Source organism: Arthrobacter sp. HMSC08H08 (assembly GCF_001807575.1).
Lineage (GTDB): Bacteria > Actinomycetota > Actinomycetes > Actinomycetales > Micrococcaceae > Pseudoglutamicibacter > Pseudoglutamicibacter albus.
Map to the genome: position 1 here is coordinate 80,349 of NZ_KV789402.1, position 23,304 is coordinate 103,652.

Sequence of the window (23,304 nt, forward strand, 5' to 3'; positions counted from 1 at the left end):
CCGTTACTTGTTGTTTTTCGAGAAAGCTTATGTCCCCCCAATACGGTAAATACGAGCAGCTGATCCCGAGCGCCCGCCGGCGTTGGGCCGCGTTGGCGCTGCTCATGATTGTTGTCCTGCTGGTTTCTGTCGATAACTCCGTGATGGTGCTGGCCCTTCCGGAAATCGCTGTTGAACTGCACGCGAACGCAACCGAGCAACTGTGGGTCCTGGACATCTACCCGCTGGTTTTGGCGGGGCTCTTGGTCCCGATGGGGAACCTGGGTGACCGGATTGGTCGCCGCCGCATCATGATGATCGGCGCGGTCGGTTTCGCGGTGGTCTCCGGTATCGCTGCGTTCTCTGTGAGCCCGATGATGCTCATCGTGTTCCGTGCGCTGCAAGCAGTGTTCGGTGCGGCACTCATGCCCGCCACGCTGTCCCTGATCCGCAATATCTTCCCGGACCCTCGCGAACGCACCACCGCTGTCGCTATCTGGGCGGCCACGTTTTCTGCGGGCGCAGCGCTCGGTCCGATCATCGGCGGACTGCTGCTGAACTTCTTCTGGTGGGGTTCGGTCCTGCTTATGGCGGTCCCGAACCTGCTCCCGTTCCTGATCGGCGCGCCTCTGTTGCTGCCGGAGTCGAAGGACCCGAACCCGGGCCCGCTCGATGTTGTGAGCATCGCGCTCGCTATGGCGACCCTGCTTCCTCTCACATACGGGATCAAGGCCCTTCCGCAGCAGCTATGGGTTGGCCTGGGCGCTATCGCGTTCGCGCTGGTTGCCGGCTTCGTTTTCGTGCGCCGCCAACTGGGTGCGGAGATCCCGTTCCTGGACGTCCGCTTACTCTCTCGCAAGGCGTTCGCCCTCCCGCTGATCATCAACCTGCTCGCGATGTTCTCGCTCGTGGGCTTCCTCTACTACCTCTCCCAGCACCTACAGCTCATTGAGGGCCGCAGCCCCGCTGAAGCCGCGCTATTCATGCTGCCCGGCATGGTCATGACGGTTCTCGCTGGTCTCGGCGTTGTTCCGGTGGCCCGGAAAACGGGCCCGGTCGCCGCGATGGTCGCAGGTCTTCTGTGCAGTGCGCTCGCGTACGGGATCCTCGCGGTGTTCGTGGGACGAGGCGACTGGGTTCCGATGGTCGCGTTCCTCCTCATTGGTGCTGGCGCTGGCATGGCGGAGACCCTCTCGAACGACTTTGTGCTCACCGCTGTCCCATCCGAAAAAGCGGGTGCGGCGTCCGCGATGTCTGAAACCGCGTACGAGTTCGGCACCGTGATGGGGGCCGCCGTTCTGGGTGGTCTGCTCAACGCCCTCTACACCGCGCACCTCGTGCCACCGGAGGCCCTGAGTCACGCCCAAGGCGAGCATGCCGCGTCCTCGCTCGCGGCAGCGCACGATGTCGCGGCCGGCATCCCGCCCGAACGCGCGGCAGAACTCTTGCAGGCCGCATCGCAGGCCTTCGACTCGGGCGTCACCGTGACCGCCACAGTCGCCGGCGTGCTGGCGCTTGCGGTATCCATCGCCGTGTACTTCGGCCTGCGCACACCCCGCGACGCCAAATAAACACGTCGGTGCCCCGTCAATAGCCCGGTGCCAGGTAACCAGCGCAGAGCCGCAACCGCGCAGTGCAAGCAGCCATCTAGAAGTCAGCGGGCTTAAAGAACGGTGCCCTACCAGGTCAAACCTGGTAGGGCACCGCTGTCTAGAGCTAGGTCTATTACTTAGCGCGTGCGGAGCCGCGGGAGAAGATTCCCAAGATACCCAGCAGGATGCAGGTACCTGCGATCGCGCAGATCCACGTGCTCAACTCGAAGAAACCGCCGGTTCCCTTACCGAAAATAACGGAACCGAGCCAACCACCAAGAAGACCACCAATGATACCGACGACGAGCGTTGGGATGATTCCCATCGAGTCGCCCATGATCGCCTTACCAATAGCGCCAGCAATCAGACCTACTAGAATCCAACCTAGAATACCCAAAGCCAACACCGCCTTTCAGAATAAAACAGCACCCACACGTTGAGGATGCCTTCTGCTTACAACCCTACGGCAAAATAGAGATATAGCCAGGGAGAAGCTCAAATTACGCTGAGAGCATCCTGGACGCCAGCTAGATTTTCCACGGAAACACGTTAGTTATTGACACGAAAGTTAGGAGTGCGTACGCATGACGGGACGCCACACGGCTGAATCAATCACCCGCCGGCCCATCGCTTGGCACGGGCCAGACATGGAAGGACTCATCCGCCCGTGGGACCTCACAGACGAAGCCGTACAGCAGGTTCGTGACTGGCTCACCGCAGCCCGCGATTACCCCGTCGATAAGGCGGCCCAACAGCTCGCCGGCGTGCTCTCTGACCCAGACGGCCTCGACTTCACGGTCGGGTTTGTTGATCGCGTGATTCGCACCGAGGACCCAGCGGCAGCCGCGAAAGCCCTCAACGAGATCGCAGCGAAGGTCCCAGCGTTCCTGCCGTGGTACCTCCAAAGCGCAGTCAAAGCCGGGGGAACTCTCGGTAAACTCGCCCCACGTGTCGTGATCCCGGCCGCCCGCGCCGCACTTCGTAACATGGTCTCCCACCTCATCGTGGATGCCCGCCCAGACAAGCTCACCAAAGCGATCAAGGAGCTACGCACTGAGGGCATTGACCTCAACATCAACCTGCTGGGCGAAGCGATCCTCGGCGAAGACCAGGCCGCGCACCGCGTCAAGGGCACCAAGGAGCTCATCGAACGCTCCGACGTGGACTACGTATCCATCAAGGTCTCCGCAACCGTGGCGCCGCACAGCCCGTGGGCCTTCGACGAAGCCGTGACCGACATCGTGGAGCACCTGCGCCCGCTGTATCGCGCGGCCAACAATTCCAGTCCACGCACCTTCATCAACCTTGACATGGAGGAATACAAGGACCTCGACCTCACGCTCGCGGTATTCACCGAGCTGCTGAGCGAGGACGAGTTCACAAACACTGAGGCCGGGATCGTGTTGCAGGCCTACCTGCCGGATTCCTACGCTGCCATGAAGCGCCTCCAGCGCTTCGCCGCGGAACGCGTGGCCAACGGCGGGGCCCCTATCAAGGTGCGCCTGGTCAAGGGCGCGAACCTGCCGATGGAACAGGTCGAAGCGCAGATGCGCGGCTGGACCCAGACCGTGTGGTCAACCAAGCAGCTCACTGACGCTAACTATAAAGCGATCCTCGACTACGCACTGACCCAGGACCACGTCAAGAACGTGCGCCTCGGCATCGCAGGCCACAACCTCTTCGACATCGCGCTGCACCTGCATCTGATGCGTGCCCGCGGCATCGAACCGGGTGGCAAGGACGTCGAATTCGAGATGCTGCTGGGCATGGCAAGCCAGCAAGCCCAAGCGGTGCGGCAGGATGTGGGCCGGCTTCTGCTCTACACGCCGGTGGTCAAGCCGGATGAGTTCGATGTTGCGATCTCCTACCTCGTGCGTCGCCTCGAAGAGGGCGCGACTGAAGACAACTTCATGTCCGAGGTCTTCAACCTCGACGAAGACCCTGCCGCGTTCAAGCAGGAAGAGGAACGCTTCCGCGAATCTGTCAGCATCCTGTCAGAATGGACGGAGGCGCCCGTACCGCGCCGCTTCCAGGACCGCAACAAAGAAGACTTCACCCAACCAACCTGGGGCGGCACCTTCACCAACGAACCGGACACCGACCCGGACCTGGCATGGAACCGCCTCTGGGGAGGAGACATCCTCAAGAACATCCCAACCAGCACCCTCGGCACAGATACCGTAGCCGCAGCGAAAGTCAAAGACACCACACGCCTCAACGAGGTCTACGACGCCGCCCAAAAAGCCGCCGACGTGTGGCAAGGCCTCACCCCAGACCAACGCGCCGACGTGCTCCACCGCGCCGGAGACAAAATGAAAGCCCGCCGCGCCGACCTGCTCGAAGTCATGGGCTCCGAAGCCGGCAAGACACTGGCCCAAGGCGACCCGGAAGTCTCCGAAGCCATCGACTTCTGCAACTACTACGCCGAACAAGCACGCAACCTCGGCGCAATCGCCGGCGCGGAACCCGTCATGGACAAAGTCACGCTCGTGACCCCGCCATGGAACTTCCCCGTAGCCATCCCAACCGGCTCAACCATCTCCGCGCTCGCCGCGGGCAGCGCGGTAGTGATCAAGCCAGCCCGCGCATCCATCCGCTGCGGTGCAGTGCTCACCGAATGCATTTGGGAAGCGCTCGATGAAGCCGGGCTCCCACGCGAGATCCTGCAACTCATCGACGCCTCCTCCCGCGACCTCGGCGACGCGATGATCACCGACGAACGCGTGGGCCGCGTGATCCTCACCGGCGCGTACGAAACCGCTCAGGCCTTCCACGAGATGCGCCCAGGCCTGCCGCTGTTCGCAGAAACCTCAGGCAAGAACGCGATCATCGTGACCCCATCCGCGGACTACGACCTCGCCGCGAAAGACATCGTCGACTCCGCATTCGGCCACGCCGGACAGAAGTGCTCGGCCGCCTCGCTGGTGATCCTGGTTGGCCAGGCAGCCCGCTCCGAGCGCCTCTACCGCCAGATCGTCGACGCCGCGAACTCGCTTGTGGTCGGCTATCCGGAGAAACCCGAATCGATCATGGGGCCAGTCATCGAAGAACCAGGGGAGAAGCTACGCCGCGGACTCACCCAGCTTGAGCCAGGGCAGAACTGGGTCCTCAAACCGGAGCCGCTCGATGACTCCGGCAAGCTGTTCTCGCCAGGCATCCGCGCCGGCGTGAAGCCCGGCTCCGAGTTCCACCTGACCGAATACTTCGGGCCCGTCACCGGCATCATGCACGCCGAAAGCCTCGAAGAAGCCGTCCAGTGGGTCAACCAGATCGACTACGGCCTCACCAGCGGCATCCACTCACTCGATGCCGAGGAAATCCGGTACTGGCAGCAGCACATCGAGGCCGGTAACCTCTACATCAACCGCGGTATCACCGGCGCGATCGTTCAGCGTCAACCGTTCGGCGGCTGGAAGAAATCCGCGGTCGGCACCGGAACCAAGGCCGGCGGCCCGAACTACGTCCCGTCGATGCTGCGCTGGGAAGACTCCGAACACGGCCTCGGCCCAGCAGACCGCGAGGTCATCGTATCCACGCCGCACTACTCGATGCTGGTCCACACCTTCAACGAAGAACCACGGGCCTGGCTCGAAAAAGCACTCGCGCAGGACGCCAAGGACAGCGAGTTCTTCGAAGGCCTCCAAGACGCCACAGGACTCGACGTTGAGGTCAACGGCCTGCGCTACCGTCCCGTCAAGGTACGCATCCGCGTGGCAACCATCGAAGAAGCCGACCTCGTGCTGCTCGCACGAGTGGTTGCCGCAGGCTGGCGCGTACTGCGCTCTGTGACCGACCGCGTAGGAACCGGCGCTAAACAGCGCATGGAAGTCTCACTGCCAGACGAGGCACCCATCGGTATCGCCGATGCCTACCGTCAGCTGGGTGCAGCGGTCGTCATCGAAGACGAAGAAGCCTGGCTCGAAACCTGCCGGCAGCTGTCCGCGAACCCGGACGGAAGCCGCGTGCGCCTCATCGGCCGCGAAGGAACAGAAGAGATGGACGCGCTGGTTCAGGCGACCCGCGAGGCCACGACCCAAGCCCCGGACCTCGCAGTCAACGCGCACCCGGTCACACGTTCGGGCCGCATCGAAATGCTGCCATTCGTGCGCGAACAGTCCGTGACCATGACCGCGCACCGCTACGGCACCGTCAACAAGCTCGCCAGCGAAGCACTCGGCGACGTCACCCGCAAGTAGCGCCTCAGAATAGCGCCTAGGGGATGAAGTACTGTGGCCCGCTCGAATGTTTCGAGCGGGCCACAAGTGTCAATGCTGGTGAGTAGGCAACAGGGGCGGGACAGCGTCGGGCGGGTGTCAGTGCCGGCGCTACCAGTCGCCGTCTTCGCCGTCGTCCCACAGGCCGAGCTCATCGTCCTGGGGTTCGAGCATGCGGGCCACCCGGTCTGTATCGACATCCTCGGCGCGGGTCACCGACCACTGCGGTGACTTGTCTTTATCGATCAGCAGCGCGCGGATCCCCTCAACAACATCGGGGGTGTCCATGACGTAGGACGCCGCACGGTGCTCACGTTCAAGCGCGCCCCGCAGTTCGTCTTCAGCGCGGGATTCACGCACGAGCTGCAAAGCGATCTCACACGCGATCGGTGCGTTAGCGCGGATCCGCTCGGCAGCCTTCGCGGCTGCCGGCCACGGGGAAGCATCCAGATTCTTCAGGATTTGGGCGACATCACTGCCGGAATAGGCCTCATCGATCCAGGCCCGCTGAACATTCAACTCAGAACGCTGCGGCGCACCATGCATGATGTGCAGGCCCACCGCCAAATCCTGGCCAGGCAAAGCACACAGGTCAGCGATCGAGGTGAGCACGTCATCCACGGCATCCTGCTCGATGCAGAAATCAGCAAGACCGAACTCGACAGCGTCCCCGGCACCCACCGCATCTCCAGTCAACGCCATGTGTTCGCCGACCCGTCCCGGCGCCCGGCCCAGCCACAGCGAACCACCCACATCCGGAACATAGCCGATGCGCACCTCCGGCATCGCAAGCTGCGAATCCGGGGTCACAATCCGCACCGAAGCCGCCGATGCCAGCCCGAAGCCCGCGCCCATCGTGACCCCGGTCATGAACGCGATCACCGGCTTAGGGTAGGTCTGGATCGCGGCCGCCAGCTCGAACTCGGCGGCCAAGATGCCCAGCATCTGCGTGGCCTCGCCCGCCATGAGCATGCGGCGGAAATTCGGCAGGTCACCGCCCGCACTGAGCCCACGTTCGCCCTCACCCAGCAAAACCACGGCCTTGACGTCCCCGTTATACCGCCATGTACGGAGGGAAGTGTGGACCGCATCGACCATCTCAGGGGTCAAAGCGTTGAGCTTTTCAGGCCGGTTGAGGCGGATGAGGCCCAAGCCTTGGTGCACGCTGGCGTGCACGAGGTGAGTTTGCATCTGCATGGATCCTTCCCGTTACTTCTGCCAGGCCTCGCCGGTTGCGATGACGGAGGCGAGCCGGTCTTCATGCGCCACGGCCTGGTGGGCGAGAATCAGCTCATCAGCCTGCGTCTCCTCGGCCATATTCTTGAGCTGTTCAACCACACGATCCGGCGTGCCCACCGCGGAATAGCTCATCATGTTTCGCACCTGGTTACCCGCCGGCATCTGCAGGATCTGGTCGATCTCAGCCTCGGTAAAAGGCTGCGGACGATGCCTGCCCAGCATGGACTGCACGCGGCGGCGCAGCGCGTGCTGGAACTGCTGGTTCGCCTCAGACACGGTCGGTGCGGCCACAACGCCAACAGCCACGGTGACGCGAGGCTTCTCCAGACGCTCGGACGGTTTGAACTCGCTCCGGTACACCTCAAGCGCCTCCTGCAAGTGGGTTGGCGCGAAGTGCGAGGCGAAAGAGTAGGGGAGTCCGAGTTTGGCGGCCAGCTGCGCACCGTAGAGCGAGGACCCCAGGATAGTGACTGGGATCCTGGCATCCGGTGTGGCCGGGAACGCCTCGACCCCAGGGATGCGCGACGGGCCATCCAAATACCCGAGTAGCTCCATGACGTCAGTAGGGAAATGCTCCGCGGCTTCAGGGGAGCGGCGCAGAGCGCGCACCGTCGCCTGATCCGTACCAGGAGCCCGGCCCAGGCCGAGCTGGATGCGTCCAGGGTAGAGGGCCTCGAGCATCTTGAACTGCTCAGCCACCACGAGCGGGGCGTGGTTCGTCAGCATCACACCGGCCGCACCCACACCCAACGTCTCGGTGCGGGCGGCGACGTGCCCCATCAAAACCGCGGTAGCCGTCGATGCGATCTCAGGCATGTTGTGATGCTCGGCGTAATACAAGCTCTGGTAGCCGGTACGTTCCGCGGCTTGGGCGAGCTCAACCGCGTTGACGAAGGGCTGCTGCGGACCATCGTTACGGCGCGCAGGAACCAAATCCAGCATCGAAAGCGCTGGGGCAGTGGAGTGGTCAGTTGAAGGTGAAGGGGACACCGTTGAAGTAGCCATATTAGCTATTCCAACGGTGCCCTCAAACGAAATATTCCGGCCTGGCCCACGTATGGGCCCGGCGCGGGCCGGGCGCAACCCACGTTCACGCAAGGCGCGTTTGCCCCGCGCGCCGCGCCTGCCTCCCTGCTAAGCGCGGGCGGTTGTCGCGTTGCCGAGCCCGTAGCGGCTCGAGCTCGCGTTCGCCCAGTGTTCCTTCCACATGCGTGGGGAATCGCTCAGCAGTTCACCTGGTTCAAGCCACGTGAACAGGCGAGCGAAGGAATCGTTGTTGTCTGGGGAGACGTTGCGGCGCAACATCGCAGGGGAGAGGTCCTCAGGGCGGGTCACGCCCATCGAAGCCATGATCTTGATCGCCTGGGCAACGGTTGCCTGGTGGAAGTTATAGACCCGATTAGCCTTCACATCCACGTCCAGGCCGCGCTCAAGGCGCGGGTTCTGGGTCGCGACACCCACAGGGCAGGTACCTTCAGCGCAACGCAGAGACTGGATGCAACCCAGCGCGAGCATCATCCCGCGCGCCGAGTTCGTGAAGTCAGCGCCCTGAATCAAGCGCTTGACGATAGCGTTACCCTCAGCGATCTTGCCGGAAGCACCGATCTTGACCTTATCGCGCAAACCGGCACCCACCAGAGCGTTATGCACAATCATGAGACCCTGCGTCAGCGGCATACCCATGTGGGTTTCGAACTCAACCGGAGCGGCACCGGTACCGCCCTCAGCGCCATCGACCACAATGAAGTCCGGCGCCGTGCCAACCTCAATCATCGCTTTGCACATCGCCAAGACGTCATCTACGGAGGTCACGCACAACTTGTATCCGGTCGGCTTACCGCCCGAGAGTTCGCGGGTCTTAGCGATGAACTCGATCAGCTCGGTCGGGGTCTTGAACGCTGAATGCCCCGGAGGGGAGACACACTTCACGCCCTCAGGGATGCCGCGGATCTCCGCGATCTCCTTCGTCACCTTCGGGCCAGGCAGGACACCACCGAGGCCGGGCTTAGCGCCCTGGGACAGCTTGATCTCAACGGCCTTGATTTGCTCGTTGCTGGAGACATCACGGAAACGCTCCGGATCGAACTTGCCGCTTTGATCGCGGACACCGAAATAACCCGTACCGACCTCGAGGATCAGGTCGCCACCCTGCTGGTGGTACGGCGTGAACCCGCCCTCACCGGTATCGTGCGCGAAATTACCCATTCGCGCACCCTTATTCAGGGCCGTGATCGCGTTACCTGAGAGGGAACCGAAGCTCATCGCGGAAATGTTCAGCAACGACATCGAATACGGCTGCTTACAGTCCGGTCCACCGATCTCAACACGAGGCGGGGTCTGCGGCGGCTCGAGCGGGTTCATCGAGTGAACCATCCACTCGAAACCGACCTCGTTGACTTCCGCCAACGTACCGAAAGCCTCCTCGGCCTTCTTGCCGTCAGCGCGTGCGTTGATGAGGTCTCGGGTCGTCTTGTCGAACGGGCGGCCATCCCAGTCACGTTCAATGAAATACTGCTGGATCATCGGGCGGATCTTCTCCAGCTGATACCGCGCATGCCCCAGCACCGGATAGTTACGCAGAACCGCGTTCTTCTTCTGGAGTAGATCACGAACGGCCACACCACTCACGGCAGCAGCGGCACCGATCGCAGCCCACGTACGCTTTTTAAGCTTCTTGTTTGCCACAGTCTTCCCCTTGTTGGCGAGGTGAGGTGTTCCCAGATTATCGCCTCAATGTACGATGCGGCGAAAGCTGAACAGATTACTGCTCGCTTTCGCCGCATCGGGGGCTACCGCAACGTGGACGCCATAACGGGGCTACCGACTAGGGTTACCGCATCGGGGTGCCATGCTAGGGCTGCCACGTTGGGGTTAAGAATGTTATGTAATTATGCACTGTTGTAGCGTGCGCTTACAGCGGGGTGATCTCGGTTGCCTGCAGACCCTTCGGGCCCTCAGCTACAACGAATTCAACGCGCTGGCCCTCTTCGAGGGTGCGGAAGCCAGTAGTCTGGATTGCGCTGAAGTGAGCGAAGAGGTCATCCGAAGAATCATCCGGAGCGATGAAACCGAAACCCTTGTCCGGGTTGAACCATTTGACGGTTCCAGAAGCCATACGAGCCCTTGTCCTTTCTACACCCAGCGGTTAAGCCGGGCCTATGCCCACGCATGGGCGGTTCTACTACCTTGACTCGCGGTGTGCTGACCGGTGCCGGACTGCTTTCGGCGAACAAGATCTGCCTGCATATGCACAGACGTAGCTTTCACGCTACCGTCTCGGAGTGAATTACTCTAGCGGGGCGATAAACTCACAGCGCATTCATATCGGCTCACATGAGAAGCTCAGCTACGGCTTAGGTTCAGGGTGCTGTTAAAGGCCGGCATTGAGGTCCAGATCCTCGATGTTCTCAACCGTTGGAACCCACGATGCGCGCAGCTGATCCATCTGCCGGCGCTCCTTCTTGGTGGGCCGGCCAGAGCCGCGCGGACGGACCGGCACCTGCGGGATCGCGGGCTTGACTCGCTCAGGTGTGTGGTCGACGTATGCGGTGGCCGCGACCTGCGCTGAGACGCGCTTGGCGAGCGGCTTCACAACCTGCAGGTGCCGATCGAAACCATGCCGGCGGATGCGCACGTTATCGCCGGGCTTGATCGCATATGCCGCCTTGACCGGCTCACCATTGACCCGAATATGTCCCGCCCTGCACGCGGTGGTGGCCTCCGAGCGCGTCTTATAGACGCGCACGGACCACAACCACGCATCGATACGAGCTTTCATGAACGAACCCTCACATGCAGTACGGAGTTTGGGTAGGGGAGGAGCAGATCAGCCTGGGCTTGTTGCAGACTAATGCGGCCCTGTTGCAGACCAACGCAGGCCTGCTGCAGACCAGCGTAGCCCTGCTGCAGGCCCCGCGTTAGGCGAGCTGCTTGACCCGCTTAGCGCGCTTCTTCGCGATCTTCCGGACGCGTTTCTTCCTCTTGCGGTATTCGAGATCATCCACCTTGGTTTCCCTCCCGGTGAAGACCTTGATTGCGGCCCACGCGGCAGCCGTAAGCGGAACGGCAAGCAGCGCACCGATGATGCCGGCAAGAACCGTCCCCGCAGTCAGGGCGAACAGCACGACGAGCGCGTGAACCCGCAGAGCCGAACCCATCACGAGCGGCTGCAGGAGGTTACCTTCAAGCTGGTTCACAACAATCGAACCGATAATGATCGCCAGCGCTGGAAGCCAACCGTTGGTCACTAAAGCGACGAGGGCGGCGAGGATCGAGCTGACCAACGCACCCATGATCGGGATGAAGCCGCCGATGAACACGATGATCGCCAGCGGGAACCACAACTGCACACCGAACACGAGCATGACCAGGGCGATGCCTGCCGCATCGACCGCTGCAATCACCGCGGTGCCACGCACATAACCGCCGAATGTGTCACGGGCACGCACCGCAGCCGTATGCCACGTAGGCTGAGCAGACTCAGGAACCCATGAGTGAAGGAAAGACCAGATCTTGTCGCCATCACGCAAGAAGATCGCGATCGTGACAATGAACGTACCCATGCCAGCGAAGAACATGCTGGCCGAAGACAATCCAGCCGCCGCGCCCGTGCTGAAGGTTGAGCTGGTCAAGAACTTCTTTACCTGCTCGATCCCTTCATCCACTTGGCTCGAGCTGATTTCGATGCCCATCTTGTTCGCCATCTCACGCGTCTGGTTGAAGCCCTGCACCGCGTTATCAACTAGCCCGCTCCACTGGCTGATGACCGTCGCGGTGATCCCGCCAACAATCCCACCAAGAACTAACACTGCGGCAACCACAACCACTACGGCGGCCCACGTATCAGACATGCGTTGGCGCAACCATTCGATCGCAGGCCACGCCGCACACGCGAGGATGGTCGCCAACAAAACAGGGATGACGAGAACCGAAACCTGGATCAGCCCGTAAATTAGGACGGAGGCCAGCGCGATGATGAGCAGCACCTGCGCGCTACGTGCACCCGCGCGGCCCCAACGGTCCTTCCAGGGGTTCGGCAGATGACGCACGCTCGGCAAATGGTTCGACGTGTTGGCCTCCGTGCTGCCAGACACCGGCGCAGGCTTTTGCGCCGCGGCAGGAATGTGAGTGCGGGTTTTGCGCTGAGGCGTGCCGTCTAGTTGACCTGTGCCTTCTTGCTGACCGGTGCTTTCGTGCTGATCCATGTCTACTATCTTGGCACGATGCGCACCGACACGGGCTGTTAGTTAGAATCCAAACTCGTGAGCTATGCAATCAACCCCACGGACGGAACCCGCATCTACTACGAGGTAACCGGGGAGGGGCCCGTCCTGATTTTCCTGCACGGATCGGCGCTGTCGCGGGTCATTTGGCGTGGGCTGGGCTACCTCAAGGGGCTGCCGGGCTACACCCACATCCGCATCGACGCGCGCGGCCACGGCAAGTCAGATAAACCCCACGAACCGCAGGCCTATGCGATGGAGCGCATGGCTGAAGACGTGCTCGCCGTGATGGATGCTGAACAGATCGCTACCGCGGGCCTGGTCGGTTACTCGCTCGGGGCGCGCACCGGCTGGCAGCTCATGACCACCGCGCCAACCCGATTTACGACCTTCGTTGCGCTCGGGGGAAGCCACCGGAAGCAGACCGGTGAAGTCCAAAACATCTTCTTCCCCGGCTACCTCGAAACCTTGCGTGCCGGAGACATCGACGCGTTCGTCGCGGGCTTCGGGCCAGGACTAGACCACGCCACCGCGCTCGCATTCAAAGCCAACGACCCGCTCGCGCTCTACGCGATGTTCACCGAGATGGAAACAGCAGAGAAAACCATCCCGGACACGCTCATCGCCCAGGTCAGCGCACCCGTGCTCACGATGGCCGGAGACAAGGACCCGCGCCGTTACGCAGACTCACAAGATGAAGCACAGCTCGCTCAGAACTGCACGTTCCATCCACTGCCTGGACGCAACCACGCGGGTACCTTGTTCTATGCGCAAGACAACCTCGCCGTCATCAAACCGTTCCTCGATAAGAACTACCCTGGGCTGGGTTAGCCCGGGTTGATACAGGCGGGGCTAGCCTGCGCGATGCCGGGCGCACCGCGATGCCCGGCGCCCCACGTTGCCCGGCGCACCACGATGTCCCGGAGCAGCTAACCGGCGAAAGTGGATTTGCCGGTCACGCCACGCCCGATCAGCAACGCCTGCACAGTTTCGGTGCCTTCATAGGTGTGCAGCGCCTCGATGTCGGCGAAGTGGCGTGCCACCCGGTTCTTGATCAGGATGCCGTTGCCGCCCAGAAGGTCACGCGCATCGGCGGCAATCGAACGGGCCGCACGCGTGGACGTGAACTTAGCCAGCGATGCAAGCTCGCCGGAGAGCTCACCGCGGTCCTCCAACTCGGTGCAGTGCAGAGCCAAAAGCTGCGCCTGAACGAGCGTGGACTGCATGCGCGCCAAACGCTCGTTCACAATCTGGGAATGAGCCAGCGGGCGGCCAAACTGCATGCGCTTGCTCGCGTACTGCGCGGCGACCTCGTACGCGCCCATCGCCGCACCCACGGCGGCCCACGCAACACCGAGGCGGGTAGCGAACAAAACCTGCGCCGTGTTCTTGAAGGACTGCGCGCCCGGCAGCACGTTCTCCTCTGGAACGAACACATCCTGCAGATCAATTTCGGCCTGCCACAAGCAACGCAGAGCGATTTTCTCCTTCAAATGGAACGCGCTGTAGCCCTCCGCATCCTGCGGGACAATGAAGCCTTTGACCTGGCCGTCATCGGTATCACGAGCCCACACGACCGAGATGGCCGGCGCACCGAACTCCGGACCGATCGCCCCGTTACCGATCCACTTCTTGGCGCCAGTGATGCGCCACCCGCCATCGACCTTAGTAGCCATGGTCTCCAGGCCGATCGAATCCGAGCCGTGGGTTGGCTCCGTCAGGGCGAACGCGCCAGCAACACTGCCTTCGGCAAGTGCCGGACCCCACTTCTGCTTCTGTTCCTCGGAGCCGCACAGGTCGATCGAACGCAGAGCCAAGCCACCCTGGACACCCACGATGGTGGACACCGAGAGGTCTACGCGGCCCAGCTCCATGCCGACCATCGCGGCCTCAAGCCGGCTCCAGCCTTCACGGCCATCCACCGCGATGCCGTCGCGCAGCAGATCAGCCTCGCCGAGTTCCTTGGTCAGATGCGCCGGATACTCGCCGCGGTGCCAGTAGTCATCGATCACCGGCGCGACCTTCTCGAGCGCGAAAGCGCGCGCCCGCTCCCGCACGGCACGCGCACTCTCAGGTAAATCTTTGAAAACCCCCGCCGGATCAGCGTTCGGCGCGTCAGGGCCGGCCGCGTACAGATCGTAATCCGGCTCCGTGAGCGAAGCAGGGCGCGATGTGGATGCTTGCTGCGCTGGCTGCGACGATGATGGCTGCGGTGGGGAGGTGGAAGCGTCAGTCATGAGAACTCCTGAAACGAAGACGTGAGCGGAGGGCAACGGCAACAGCAGCGACTATGCGGTACGGCCGGCAGTTACCCCCAAGTAACCTAATGTGACCAGCCTAACGTTCGCGCGTTCATCTGACTAGGGCTAGGCCTGCCTAAGGTGCGTAGAGAACGCGCCAATGCAGCCGACAGCGCAGTGCGCGTTTACCGCGCCTTACCGCAACACTTCAAGGAATCCATCAGAAACTTGTGAAACGCTGACAGTTATGAGATTCCTAGCAACCTTGTTGACGGCCTTGCCTGCAGAAAAAGCGAGCCCCAGCGATGGTCAGAGCCCCGGTGAATCGGAATCTCCAAAACCGTCTGAGGAACCTGGCGCATCGGAATCTGGGAAGCCCTCAAGCGACCCGTCCTCAACAGACCCCAGCAAGGATCCAAGCTCAAGCCCGAGCGGCTTCCTGGAGCCTGATCCGGACAAGCCGACGCTTCCCGGGCTCGAGCCGATCGTCGAGAGCGCACCGAATGTGGTGCGGCCGTGGCTCGCGTTCGGCATTCCGATCGTCGCATCGTTAGTCATCACATGGCTCGTGTGGTTCATCTTCGCGCGGATCCTGCGTAAGCGCCCGCGGGTCAAGGAGCAGCTAGGCCGCCTCCAAATCCCTGTGTTCTGCCTCCTGCTTTCGGTGGGACTCATGTTCGGGACCCCGGGGGTGTTCCGGGATGAAGAAATATCGATCCCGTTGGCTGTGATCCTCAAAGTCGCGGCCGTCGCTTCGATCACGTGGCTTGCGGTCACGGTGCTTTCGGTGGTCGAAATCTCCGTGATTGTGCACTATGAGGAATCCGGGGACCCGCGGCAGGTAGCCAAGCTGCGTACCCAGATGACGTTGATGCGGCGGCTCGTGACCGCGATCGTGCTCGTGCTCGGCGTGGGCGCGGTGCTACTCATGATCCCGAGCGTGCGCGCGATGGGTGCAACCGTTCTCGCGTCCGCCGGTTTGATCTCCGTGGTTGCAGGCCTCGCGGTTCAGGGAGTGCTGACCAACGTGTTCGCTGGCTTGCAGCTCGCGTTCTCGGACGCGATCCGTGTTGAAGACATCGTGGTGGTGGAAGGCCAACGCGGCAACGTCAAAGAGATCACGCTGACATACGTTGTGGTCAAGCTCGTGGACGGCCGCAAAATGATTCTGCCGTCTACCTACTTCACCACCACGCCGTTTGAAAACTGGTCGCGAGGCGGGGAAGAAATCAAGGGCTCGGTGGTCCTGGACCTCTCGTGGGATGCACCCGTTACGGCACTGCGTAAACGCGTTGAACAGCTACTGGACGCAACTGAGCTGTGGGACGGCCGCTTCAGTGAGACCGTTGTGACCAACGCGGCCGGCGGCAACATGCAACTCACCGTCGTGGTGAGCGCCCGCAACCCGGGCGACCTCTGGGATCTGAAAAACTACATCCGCGAACACCTCGTAGACGAAGTCATGCAGAAATACCCGGACGCCCTCCCGAAAGTTGTGCCCGGCAGCCAGCCGCCAGCCTGAGCCAGCGTAGCCAAAGCTCACCGGCGGAACCGGAGCTAGCCCAAAAGCAACCTAGCCGTAGTAGACGCCGATGCGTTTACCGTCGATCTCGTGGATCGGGATCTGCATCTGATACACCTCAGCGAGCCGTTCGGTGGTCATGAGTTCTTCCGGGCTGCTCTGCTGAACCAAGCGGCCATCGCGCATCGCCACGATCGTGTCCGAATACACGGAGGCGAAGTTGATGTCGTGCATCACCACAACCACCGTCTTACCTTGCTCATCAACAAGGCGGCGCATGAGCTTCATCATCTCGACCGAGTGGCGCATGTCCAGGTTGTTGAGCGGCTCATCCAACAGGATGTAGTCGGTGTCTTGCGCCAAAACCATCGCGATGAACGCGCGCTGACGCTGCCCGCCTGATAGCTCGTCGAGGTATTTGAACGCCAGCGGCGTGATGTCCATTTCCTGCATTGCTTGAGCGATGATCGCGCGGTCCTCACGCGTGGCTTGGCCGCCGTTATGCGGGAAGCGACCGAAACCCACGAGGTCGCGCACACGCAACCGGAGCGAAACATGGTTGTCCTGCCGCAAGATAGCGAGCTTCTTCGCCAACGTTTTCGACGGCGTCGTGGACACATCCAAGCCATCGACTTTGACGTTGCCCTCCTCCATCGGGATCAGGCGCGACACCATCGAAAGCAGCGTGGACTTGCCGGCGCCGTTGGGGCCGATGATGCTCGTGAGCCCGCCAGCCGGGATCACTGTGGTGACCTCATCGACCACTGTGGTGGCGCCATACTGCTTGGAAACCTTATTGATTTCAATCATGACTTCAACGATCCCTTCAGCAACAGCGCGATGAACACAATGCCACCGGCAAACTCAATCACAACAGACAGCGTGGTCGAATGACCCGCGAGCCGCTCAACAATGAACTGACCCACAACCAAAGCGAACGCACCGATCAGCGAGGACACAATGAACAGGGTCCCGTGGCCCGCGCCCGGTAGCGCTTGGTAGGCGAGCGAGACCACGAGCAGGCCGAAGAACGTGATCGGCCCAACCAGCGCGGTACAGGTTGCAACCATCACGGCAGACAAGATCAGCACGATGGTGGTGACCCGTTGGTGGTTGATGCCTAAGCTGGTTGCCATGTCGCGGCCCAGCGCCATCGCATCCAGTGTGTGGCGCATACGCCACGCGAAGAACACCGCGACCCCCACCACGATCGCCGCGGCAGTCAGAAGGTTAGGGTCAACCCGGTTGAAAGACGCGAAAAACAGGTCCTGAAGCTGCGTGAACTCGCTTGGATCCAGCAGTTTCTGCAGGAGAGCCGAGATGCCGCGGAACAGGGTCCCCAACACGATACCCACCAGCAGCATGAGGTGCAGGTTGGCGGTACGCCCAGTGAACATCCACCGGTAGAGCAACACAGCGAACAGGACCATGAGCCCCAACTCGATGCCGAAACGCAGCAGTGGGGAAGCGGTCATCCATGCGGTACCACCCAGAACGAATACCGCGGTGGTCTGCAGCAGGATATAGAGCGCATCCATACCCATGATGGATGGGGTCAGGATCCTGTTGGCGGTGACGGTCTGGAACGCGACGGTGGAAACCGCGATAGCGACAGCACATACGAGCATCGCGCCCACACGGGTGCCACGCAGCTTCAGTGCGAATTCGAGCGCACCCATCAGATCCCACGTGAGGAACACCGCAACCGCAATCAGCAGTCCGGCGCTCAGTGCGGCGATCCAGATCCAGCCGCGCCGCGCGTCGCGCCGTTCAGCTTTGACACCTTCGGCAATCAGTTCATCCAGGGTCGTGGCGCTCGAAGCAGAGGCCAGCTGTTGCGTAGCCGCTGTTTTGTCATGAGCTGCTGCGTTGTCATGAGCTGCTGTGTGTTGATTAGGCACCTGCAGCCTCCTGTTCGGCGCGCTTGCGCATCGCCAGGGCTTTCTTAGCGGCCTGGCGGGCGCGCTTCTTCGAGGACGGCGGGACGTTCTGGTAGCGCTGGTGGATGATCATGCTGAGGAACACGATGGAACCCAATACGGACATGATCATGCCCACCGGGATTTCGTACGGGATGCGGATGAGTCGGCCGGTGATGTCGCAGGCCAGCACCATGCCGGCGCCCAAGAGTGCGGTCCAGGGGACCGCGCGGCGCAGGTGGTCGCCCACGATGGCGGAGACGATGTTCGGGACCACAAGCCCCAGGAAGGGGAGTGCTCCTACGGTGGTGACGCTCACCGCGGAGATGAGCGCGACGACAGCCATACCGAGGCGGACCGTGACCTTGTAGTTCATGCCGATCGAGGTGCAGAAGTCGCTACCGAGGCCCGCGGCGGTGAAACGGTCTGCCGCGATATAGCCTACGAGGCCGACGACCGCGACGATCCACAGCAGCTCATAACGGCCTTGGATGATGCCGGAGAGGTCTCCGATCATCCAGGCGTTCAAGGTCTGGAGGAGGTCGTTGCGGTAAGCCACAAACGTTGCGGCTGCGGAGATCACGCCGCCGAGCATGATGCCAACCAACGGGATCAGCAGCGTTGCGCGGGTTGGGAGGTTGTTGATGATCGCGAGGAACAGAGCGGTGCCGACCAGAGAGAAGATGGTGGCGACACCCATTTTGCCGATCACTGGCATGGCCGGAACAAAGATCGTGACAGCGAGGATACCTAGCATCGCGGATTCGGTTGAGCCGACCATGTGCGGTTCAACAAAACGGTTGCGTGCCAGCTGCTGCATGATGAGACCGGAGATCGCTACCGCAGCGCCAGCAAGCAGGGCCGCTACGGTGCGGGGGACGCGCGAGATCCAGAAGACCTCCTCGGCTTCCTGCTTCCCGGCAAGCAGGTCAGATAGAGACAGTGAGGACGCGCCAACGAAGAGCGAGAGGGCCGCGAGGCCAAGAACCGCGAAAAGAGCGAGCAATAAGACCCACCATCGGGTCGCCAGAGACTGATCAGCTGGACCGAAAGTGACACGGCGAGGCCCCGGTGAAGACTCACGCTTCGCCCGGGGCGGGATGCTTGTAGTTGTTTTAGTCATGGTTTAACACCGAGATATTCGTGGTTCAACACTGCAGTGGTGCCCCAGATACGCTCACCTGTAGAGTCTTCGACCCAACTGGTGAGCCGGCAACTCAATGTGTGAGGCGCGTAAGGGTGGGGCGTCACGGGGACGCCCCACCCTTCGAGCTTTACAGGCTAGTCGAGTGCCTTTTCAACTTCGTCGATCATCTTCGGAACCGTGGTCAGGCCGTAGCCGACCAGGTACCAGTTAGCCGCATCGAGGTAGATGATCTTGTTGTTCTTAGCTGCATCGGTCTTGTTGACGAGCTTGTTATCGAGAACCTGCTTTGCGGACTCGCCGGAGGACTCGCCGATGGCCTGGTCACGGTCGATAGCAAAGATTGCGCCAGGGTTCTTGTCCTTGACGAATTCGAAGGAAACCGACTCGCCGTGAGGGCCAGATGCCTTCACGTCAGCGGCTGGCTTGAAGCCAAGGATGTCGTTGATGATTCCGAATCGCGAGCCCTTAGCGTAAGCGGTGAGCTTGCCGCCAGAAACCATGAGGGTCATGGTGGTCAGGTCGGACTTTTCAGCGCGAGCCTTGACCTCGTCGATGCGCTTTTCGAGCTCGCCCAGCTTTTCGTCAGCCTCTTTTTCGTTATCGACGATCTTGGCGAGTGAACGAGTGTTTTCCTCGAAGGACTCCAGCGGCTTGGTCGCGTCAACCGACATATCGATGGTCGGGGCGATATCGCTGAGGTCCTTATACGCGTCTGCGGTGCGGCCGGAGATGATGATGAGGTCAGGCTTTTCAGCGGCAACCTTCTCCAGGTCTGGCTCTTTTGGCCCACCGATCTTGGTGTACTTGTCGTCCTCGAGGTACTTCATCTGCTCCGGGTAGGTGAATTCGGCAACACCTGCGACGTCGGTGCCGAGCGCCTTGAGGGTGTCAGTGGAGGCGAGGTCGTAGCTGAAAATCTTCTCCGGCTTCTTAGGGACCTGGGTGGTGCCCTGCGCGTGTTTGATCTCGATGGTCTCCGACGAGCCCTTGTTGTTGTCTCCGTTGCCGGAGCAACCGGTCAGCGCGAGGGCTGCGGCGGCAACGACGGCGGTGAGCCGGGTTGCGAGACGGGTACGCTTCATGGATTTCTCTCGTTCTATCTGTTCCGTGGAGGGTGGCTCGGATGCCCCAGCTACCGCTCTATTTGACAAGGCGATTGATTAGCAAACATTTATGTTTCGTAATCATCTGCCTATGAGGTTAGGCGATCCTATCCGCAAGATGCAAGTACGTGTTCCTTTACATGAAAGCGCCGTTCGGTGCGGAACGTTGAGGTTCCGCGCCGAACGGCGCTTGAGCAGCTACTTTCTTGTGAGCCAGGTTACAAAGTGAGGTGTGGTCCAGGGCAGCCGGCGGCCGGGGTATGACTGGGGTGCGGCTGGGCTGTACGCGGCCTAGTCGTTGGTCGAGCTTGCCGCGTTCGTCGTGGCTTTCTGCACGGTGCGTGCAGGGAGGAAACGCAGGAGGAAACGCAGCAGGCGGTAGCGGCGGGACGGGATGTACAGGGGCTTGCCTGTCGCGGAGGCCAGAAGGGACTCCCGCACTACCTGTTCGGGTTTGAGCCACGCGACCTTGGGGACACGGCTCACGTTCATGTTCATGCGTTCATGGAATGAGGTGCGGGTCATGCCGGGGCATACCGCGGTCACGGACACACCGCGGTCTTGATACCTGCGGGAAGCGTATTCGGAGAATTCAACCATCGCGTGCTTAGCGGCGGAGTAGGTGCTGACACCTGTGAACGCGGCGATAGAGGCGATGTTGATGATGCGCCCGCCGCCGCGTTTGATCATCGCAGGAATCGCGGTGTGCATGAATCGCAGCGGGATTTCTGTGTGGATGCGCCAGTGGTCCTGTTCATCTTGCCACTCGCTGGATGTGAACCCTTTGATGAGCCCGAAACCAGCGTTGTTGACTAACAACTCCACGGGGTCGATGTCGGAGGCGAGGCGTTTCTCGACTGCCGCGGCCCCTTTTTCGGTCAGTAGATCGCCGATGAGGGTTTCAACGTGGACGGCGTAACGGCTCTCAAGCCGGTGAGCTACTTCCGCGAGCGCTTCGGCGTCGCGGGCACACAGCACGAGATGCCTGCCTTGCGCGGCGAGTTGTTCTGCGAATTCTTCGCCGATCCCTGCGGTTGCCCCAGTGATCAGCGCTGTTCGGTGAGGTGCGTTTAGTGGGGCTGGGGTGGTGTCCATACTGAAACACTAGTCCTTCGGTGGGGTTGGCGTCTCGATGTTGCGTTCATGCGCCATCTTTGAGTGCGGCTAGCTGGGCGCTCACGGTGTGTTCGGCGGCGGGCCTGACCCCGGGATCGACGTCGGCATAGACGATATCGGTCACGTTGCTGACGGTGGCTTCTTCGCCGCGTTCCTGCAGGGTATGTACGGCGGCGCGGACCTGTTCGAGACGTTCGCGGCGGTGGGCGAGGTATTCCCGCGCGGTTGCGGCAACCGAGGGGAGGAAACCTGCATGTGCGGGAAGTGCCGGGATGTTACCGAGCGTTTCAAGTTTCTCGAGTGAGTCCAGGTAGTCGGCGAGCCGGCCGTCCGGGTGGTCGATGATGGTGGTGCCGCGCCCCAGGATCGTGTCCGCGGTCAGAACACCGAGCGGGTGGGCCCCGGGTGAGGTTTCGATGACGAGGCTGATGGAGTCCGATGTGTGGCCAGGCGTGGCAAGGACCCTCAACTGAAGCCCGGTGCCAGGCACATCGATGACTTCGGAGTCCGAGAGTGGTTCTTGCCCTTCGCTGCAGTAGTCGCTGCTGAATGCTCGGCTCGGCGCGCCCGTGAGGTCCTGTAGGCGTTCTAATCCACCGACGTGGTCAGGGTGCCGATGCGTAACCAGGATCAGCGCGACTTTGTGCGAGGCGAGCGTGGCCTGGTGTTGCGCATCGTCCTCACCTGGGTCCACAACGATCGCACCGCGCTGGCTGGGGATCCAATAGCTTTGCGTGCCATCCAACGTCATAGGGCCTGGATTGTTCTGGTGCACCATCCACACGCCTTCGACAGGTGTAGCAACCGCGCCGGCCGGGGCCGTGTCTACAGCGTCCGGGGCGGCGTCGCCTGTAGAGACCGGGACAGCGCCGCCTGGGCCAGCAGCCGCATCGTGCATGCCGTGGGCGTGAGGGTTGTTCTCGCTCGCGTTCATGCACCCCAGTATGCAGGAACCCCCCTGACGGTTTCTGGACAGAGCCTGATAGTTTCCGGGTTTGGGCGCCCGGTTGGGAAGGTGAGCGCCTAAACTTATCGCAGTGACCCGCTGGAAGCGTGACGTAACGAATATCTGCAAGCGGTGTCCTCAATGCGAATCATCAACGGTAAGGATTGAACTGTGCAGGTACGTGCTCGTTTGTCGAAGCCCATGGTCGCTGTGTTGGCGGCGTCCATGCTGCTGTTCGCTGGTTTGTTCGCGGGATTTGGTGCCCAGAAGGCGTTTGCGCATGATCAGCTCATTGCCGGCGACCCGCCCTCGGGCAACGCGATCGCGAAAGCGCCGGAGAAGATCACGCTGACGTTCTCGGGTGAGATCCGGCAGGTTTCAGGTGGTGAAGCCAACCAGATCATTGTTCAAGACCGCGACGGCAACGAGCTGACTTACGGCGACGTCACAGTTAAAGGGACTAAGGTTTCGCGGGCTATGCAGCCGCTTCCGGAAGGCACGTATGACGTCAAGTGGTCCGCGCTTTCCTCGGACGGCCACCGGATCCAGGGCGACGGCAACTATTCCTTCACCGTGACCGAAGGTGCCTCGAAGAAGGACATCGAGGCGTGGGAGAAGTCCCAGGGTGGCAACTCCGATGACGGCGAAGCAGGCTCCGGCAAGGGTAGCGAGGACGGGCAGGGTTCCAAGGGCTCCGATGCCGCGGCAGCAAATACGGAAGACTCTGCGTCTGCTCAGGCGAAGGCGGTGACGCCGGAATCCACGGCTGACACCACAACCATCATGTGGATTGTGGGCGCCGCATTCCTAGTGCTCGTAGTGATCGGTCTCATCTTGCAGGTGACCCTCAAGAAGACTGGAAGGCACCGCCACTAATTATTTGCGGCACTACTCAACGCGAACACCGCGACCTTTGCTGCTGACCTCTGCTGCTGATCTCTGCCTCTGACCTCAGCGCTGACAGTGCACAAGAAAGCCCCCGTCGCTTGGCGACGAGGGCTTTCTCTATGGGGTGTAACCGCTACTCATGTTGTGCCGCTTCTAGAGCGTTTCCCTATCTCAGGG

The 23,304-nt window shown here is 61.6% G+C and carries 20 protein-coding genes; 6 read left to right on the top strand and 14 right to left on the bottom strand.

The features are described 5' to 3' along the window. The first annotated feature begins 29 nt into the window (after window positions 1-29). Entirely contained in the window at window positions 30-1,550 is a 1,521-nt protein-coding gene (locus tag HMPREF3175_RS07800; protein WP_070491676.1) for an MFS transporter, read from the top strand. A gap of 154 nt (window positions 1,551-1,704) precedes the next feature. Here the strand turns inward: HMPREF3175_RS07800 and HMPREF3175_RS07805 are convergent, their stop codons facing one another. Then, window positions 1,705-1,977: a GlsB/YeaQ/YmgE family stress response membrane protein gene (locus tag HMPREF3175_RS07805; RefSeq protein WP_370991852.1), complete on the bottom strand. Its 273-nt coding sequence runs from the start codon at window positions 1,975-1,977 to the stop codon at window positions 1,705-1,707. A gap of 178 nt (window positions 1,978-2,155) precedes the next feature. On the opposite strand from HMPREF3175_RS07805, the gene HMPREF3175_RS07810 reads away from it, so the two are divergent. Then, window positions 2,156-5,767: a bifunctional proline dehydrogenase/L-glutamate gamma-semialdehyde dehydrogenase gene (locus HMPREF3175_RS07810; protein ID WP_070491678.1), complete on the top strand. Its 3,612-nt coding sequence runs from the start codon at window positions 2,156-2,158 to the stop codon at window positions 5,765-5,767. Window positions 5,768-5,896: 129 nt separating this feature from the next. On the opposite strand, the gene HMPREF3175_RS07815 is transcribed toward HMPREF3175_RS07810, so the two are convergent. From HMPREF3175_RS07815 to HMPREF3175_RS07835, 5 genes are all read right to left on the bottom strand, one after another. After that, window positions 5,897-6,982: an enoyl-CoA hydratase/isomerase family protein gene (locus HMPREF3175_RS07815; RefSeq protein WP_070491680.1), complete on the bottom strand. Its 1,086-nt coding sequence runs from the start codon at window positions 6,980-6,982 to the stop codon at window positions 5,897-5,899. Window positions 6,983-6,994: 12 nt separating this feature from the next. After that, window positions 6,995-8,029, bottom strand: a complete 1,035-nt coding sequence (locus HMPREF3175_RS07820) for an LLM class flavin-dependent oxidoreductase (protein ID WP_070491682.1) — start codon at window positions 8,027-8,029, stop codon at window positions 6,995-6,997. A 129-nt stretch (window positions 8,030-8,158) separates the two neighbouring features. Continuing rightward, window positions 8,159-9,709 carry an FMN-binding glutamate synthase family protein gene (locus HMPREF3175_RS07825; RefSeq protein WP_070491684.1) on the bottom strand — a complete coding sequence of 517 codons (1,551 nt, stop codon included), beginning with the start codon at window positions 9,707-9,709 and terminating at the stop codon, window positions 8,159-8,161. Between the two features lie 226 nt (window positions 9,710-9,935). Continuing rightward, window positions 9,936-10,139, bottom strand: coding sequence for a cold-shock protein (locus HMPREF3175_RS07830; protein WP_035756264.1), 204 nt, complete (start codon window positions 10,137-10,139; stop codon window positions 9,936-9,938). A gap of 255 nt (window positions 10,140-10,394) precedes the next feature. Further along, window positions 10,395-10,802, bottom strand: a complete 408-nt coding sequence (locus HMPREF3175_RS07835) for an RNA-binding S4 domain-containing protein (RefSeq protein WP_070491686.1) — start codon at window positions 10,800-10,802, stop codon at window positions 10,395-10,397. Window positions 10,803-10,816: 14 nt separating this feature from the next. Between HMPREF3175_RS07835 and HMPREF3175_RS10545 the strand changes: the two genes are divergently transcribed. Further along, window positions 10,817-10,945 (top strand): hypothetical protein, encoded by a 129-nt coding sequence (locus HMPREF3175_RS10545; protein ID WP_256276334.1) that lies wholly within the window; start codon window positions 10,817-10,819, stop codon window positions 10,943-10,945. On the opposite strand, the gene HMPREF3175_RS07840 is transcribed toward HMPREF3175_RS10545, so the two are convergent. Further along, window positions 10,942-12,228, bottom strand: a complete 1,287-nt coding sequence (locus tag HMPREF3175_RS07840) for an AI-2E family transporter (protein WP_083289501.1) — start codon at window positions 12,226-12,228, stop codon at window positions 10,942-10,944. The two genes, HMPREF3175_RS10545 and HMPREF3175_RS07840, sit on opposite strands and share 4 nt — an antisense overlap. Window positions 12,229-12,285: 57 nt before the next feature. Between HMPREF3175_RS07840 and HMPREF3175_RS07845 the strand changes: the two genes are divergently transcribed. After that, window positions 12,286-13,077 carry an alpha/beta fold hydrolase gene (locus tag HMPREF3175_RS07845; protein WP_070491688.1) on the top strand — a complete coding sequence of 264 codons (792 nt, stop codon included), beginning with the start codon at window positions 12,286-12,288 and terminating at the stop codon, window positions 13,075-13,077. Between the two features lie 98 nt (window positions 13,078-13,175). Here the strand turns inward: HMPREF3175_RS07845 and HMPREF3175_RS07850 are convergent, their stop codons facing one another. Further along, a complete protein-coding gene (locus HMPREF3175_RS07850) occupies window positions 13,176-14,483 on the bottom strand; it encodes an acyl-CoA dehydrogenase family protein (protein WP_083285429.1) in 1,308 nt (435 codons plus the stop codon). A 250-nt stretch (window positions 14,484-14,733) separates the two neighbouring features. On the opposite strand from HMPREF3175_RS07850, the gene HMPREF3175_RS07855 reads away from it, so the two are divergent. Next, window positions 14,734-16,008: a mechanosensitive ion channel family protein gene (locus HMPREF3175_RS07855; RefSeq protein ID WP_083285428.1), complete on the top strand. Its 1,275-nt coding sequence runs from the start codon at window positions 14,734-14,736 to the stop codon at window positions 16,006-16,008. 51 nt (window positions 16,009-16,059) lie between these two features. Here HMPREF3175_RS07855 and HMPREF3175_RS07860 read toward each other — a convergent pair whose 3' ends face one another. From HMPREF3175_RS07860 to HMPREF3175_RS07885, 6 genes are all read right to left on the bottom strand, one after another. Continuing rightward, entirely contained in the window at window positions 16,060-16,818 is a 759-nt protein-coding gene (locus HMPREF3175_RS07860) for an iron ABC transporter ATP-binding protein (RefSeq protein ID WP_035756268.1), read from the bottom strand. Continuing rightward, on the bottom strand, window positions 16,815-17,909 hold the full coding sequence (locus tag HMPREF3175_RS07865) for an iron chelate uptake ABC transporter family permease subunit (RefSeq protein ID WP_239445963.1): 1,095 nt from the start codon (window positions 17,907-17,909) through the stop codon (window positions 16,815-16,817). The genes HMPREF3175_RS07860 and HMPREF3175_RS07865 overlap by 4 nt, the downstream gene beginning before the upstream one ends. After that, window positions 17,902-19,050: an ABC transporter permease gene (locus HMPREF3175_RS07870; protein ID WP_083289502.1), complete on the bottom strand. Its 1,149-nt coding sequence runs from the start codon at window positions 19,048-19,050 to the stop codon at window positions 17,902-17,904. Before HMPREF3175_RS07870 ends, HMPREF3175_RS07865 begins: the two co-directional genes overlap by 8 nt. A 158-nt stretch (window positions 19,051-19,208) precedes the next feature. Beyond that, window positions 19,209-20,156, bottom strand: coding sequence for a siderophore ABC transporter substrate-binding protein (locus HMPREF3175_RS07875; RefSeq protein WP_035756270.1), 948 nt, complete (start codon window positions 20,154-20,156; stop codon window positions 19,209-19,211). Between the two features lie 312 nt (window positions 20,157-20,468). After that, window positions 20,469-21,272: an SDR family NAD(P)-dependent oxidoreductase gene (locus HMPREF3175_RS07880; protein WP_070491692.1), complete on the bottom strand. Its 804-nt coding sequence runs from the start codon at window positions 21,270-21,272 to the stop codon at window positions 20,469-20,471. 46 nt (window positions 21,273-21,318) lie between these two features. Then, on the bottom strand, window positions 21,319-22,227 hold the full coding sequence (locus HMPREF3175_RS07885) for an MBL fold metallo-hydrolase (RefSeq protein WP_256276335.1): 909 nt from the start codon (window positions 22,225-22,227) through the stop codon (window positions 21,319-21,321). Between the two features lie 183 nt (window positions 22,228-22,410). On the opposite strand from HMPREF3175_RS07885, the gene HMPREF3175_RS07890 reads away from it, so the two are divergent. Beyond that, complete coding sequence (locus tag HMPREF3175_RS07890) at window positions 22,411-23,115, top strand: copper resistance CopC family protein (RefSeq protein WP_070491693.1); 705 nt, start codon at window positions 22,411-22,413, stop codon at window positions 23,113-23,115. Window positions 23,116-23,304: the final 189 nt, after the last annotated feature.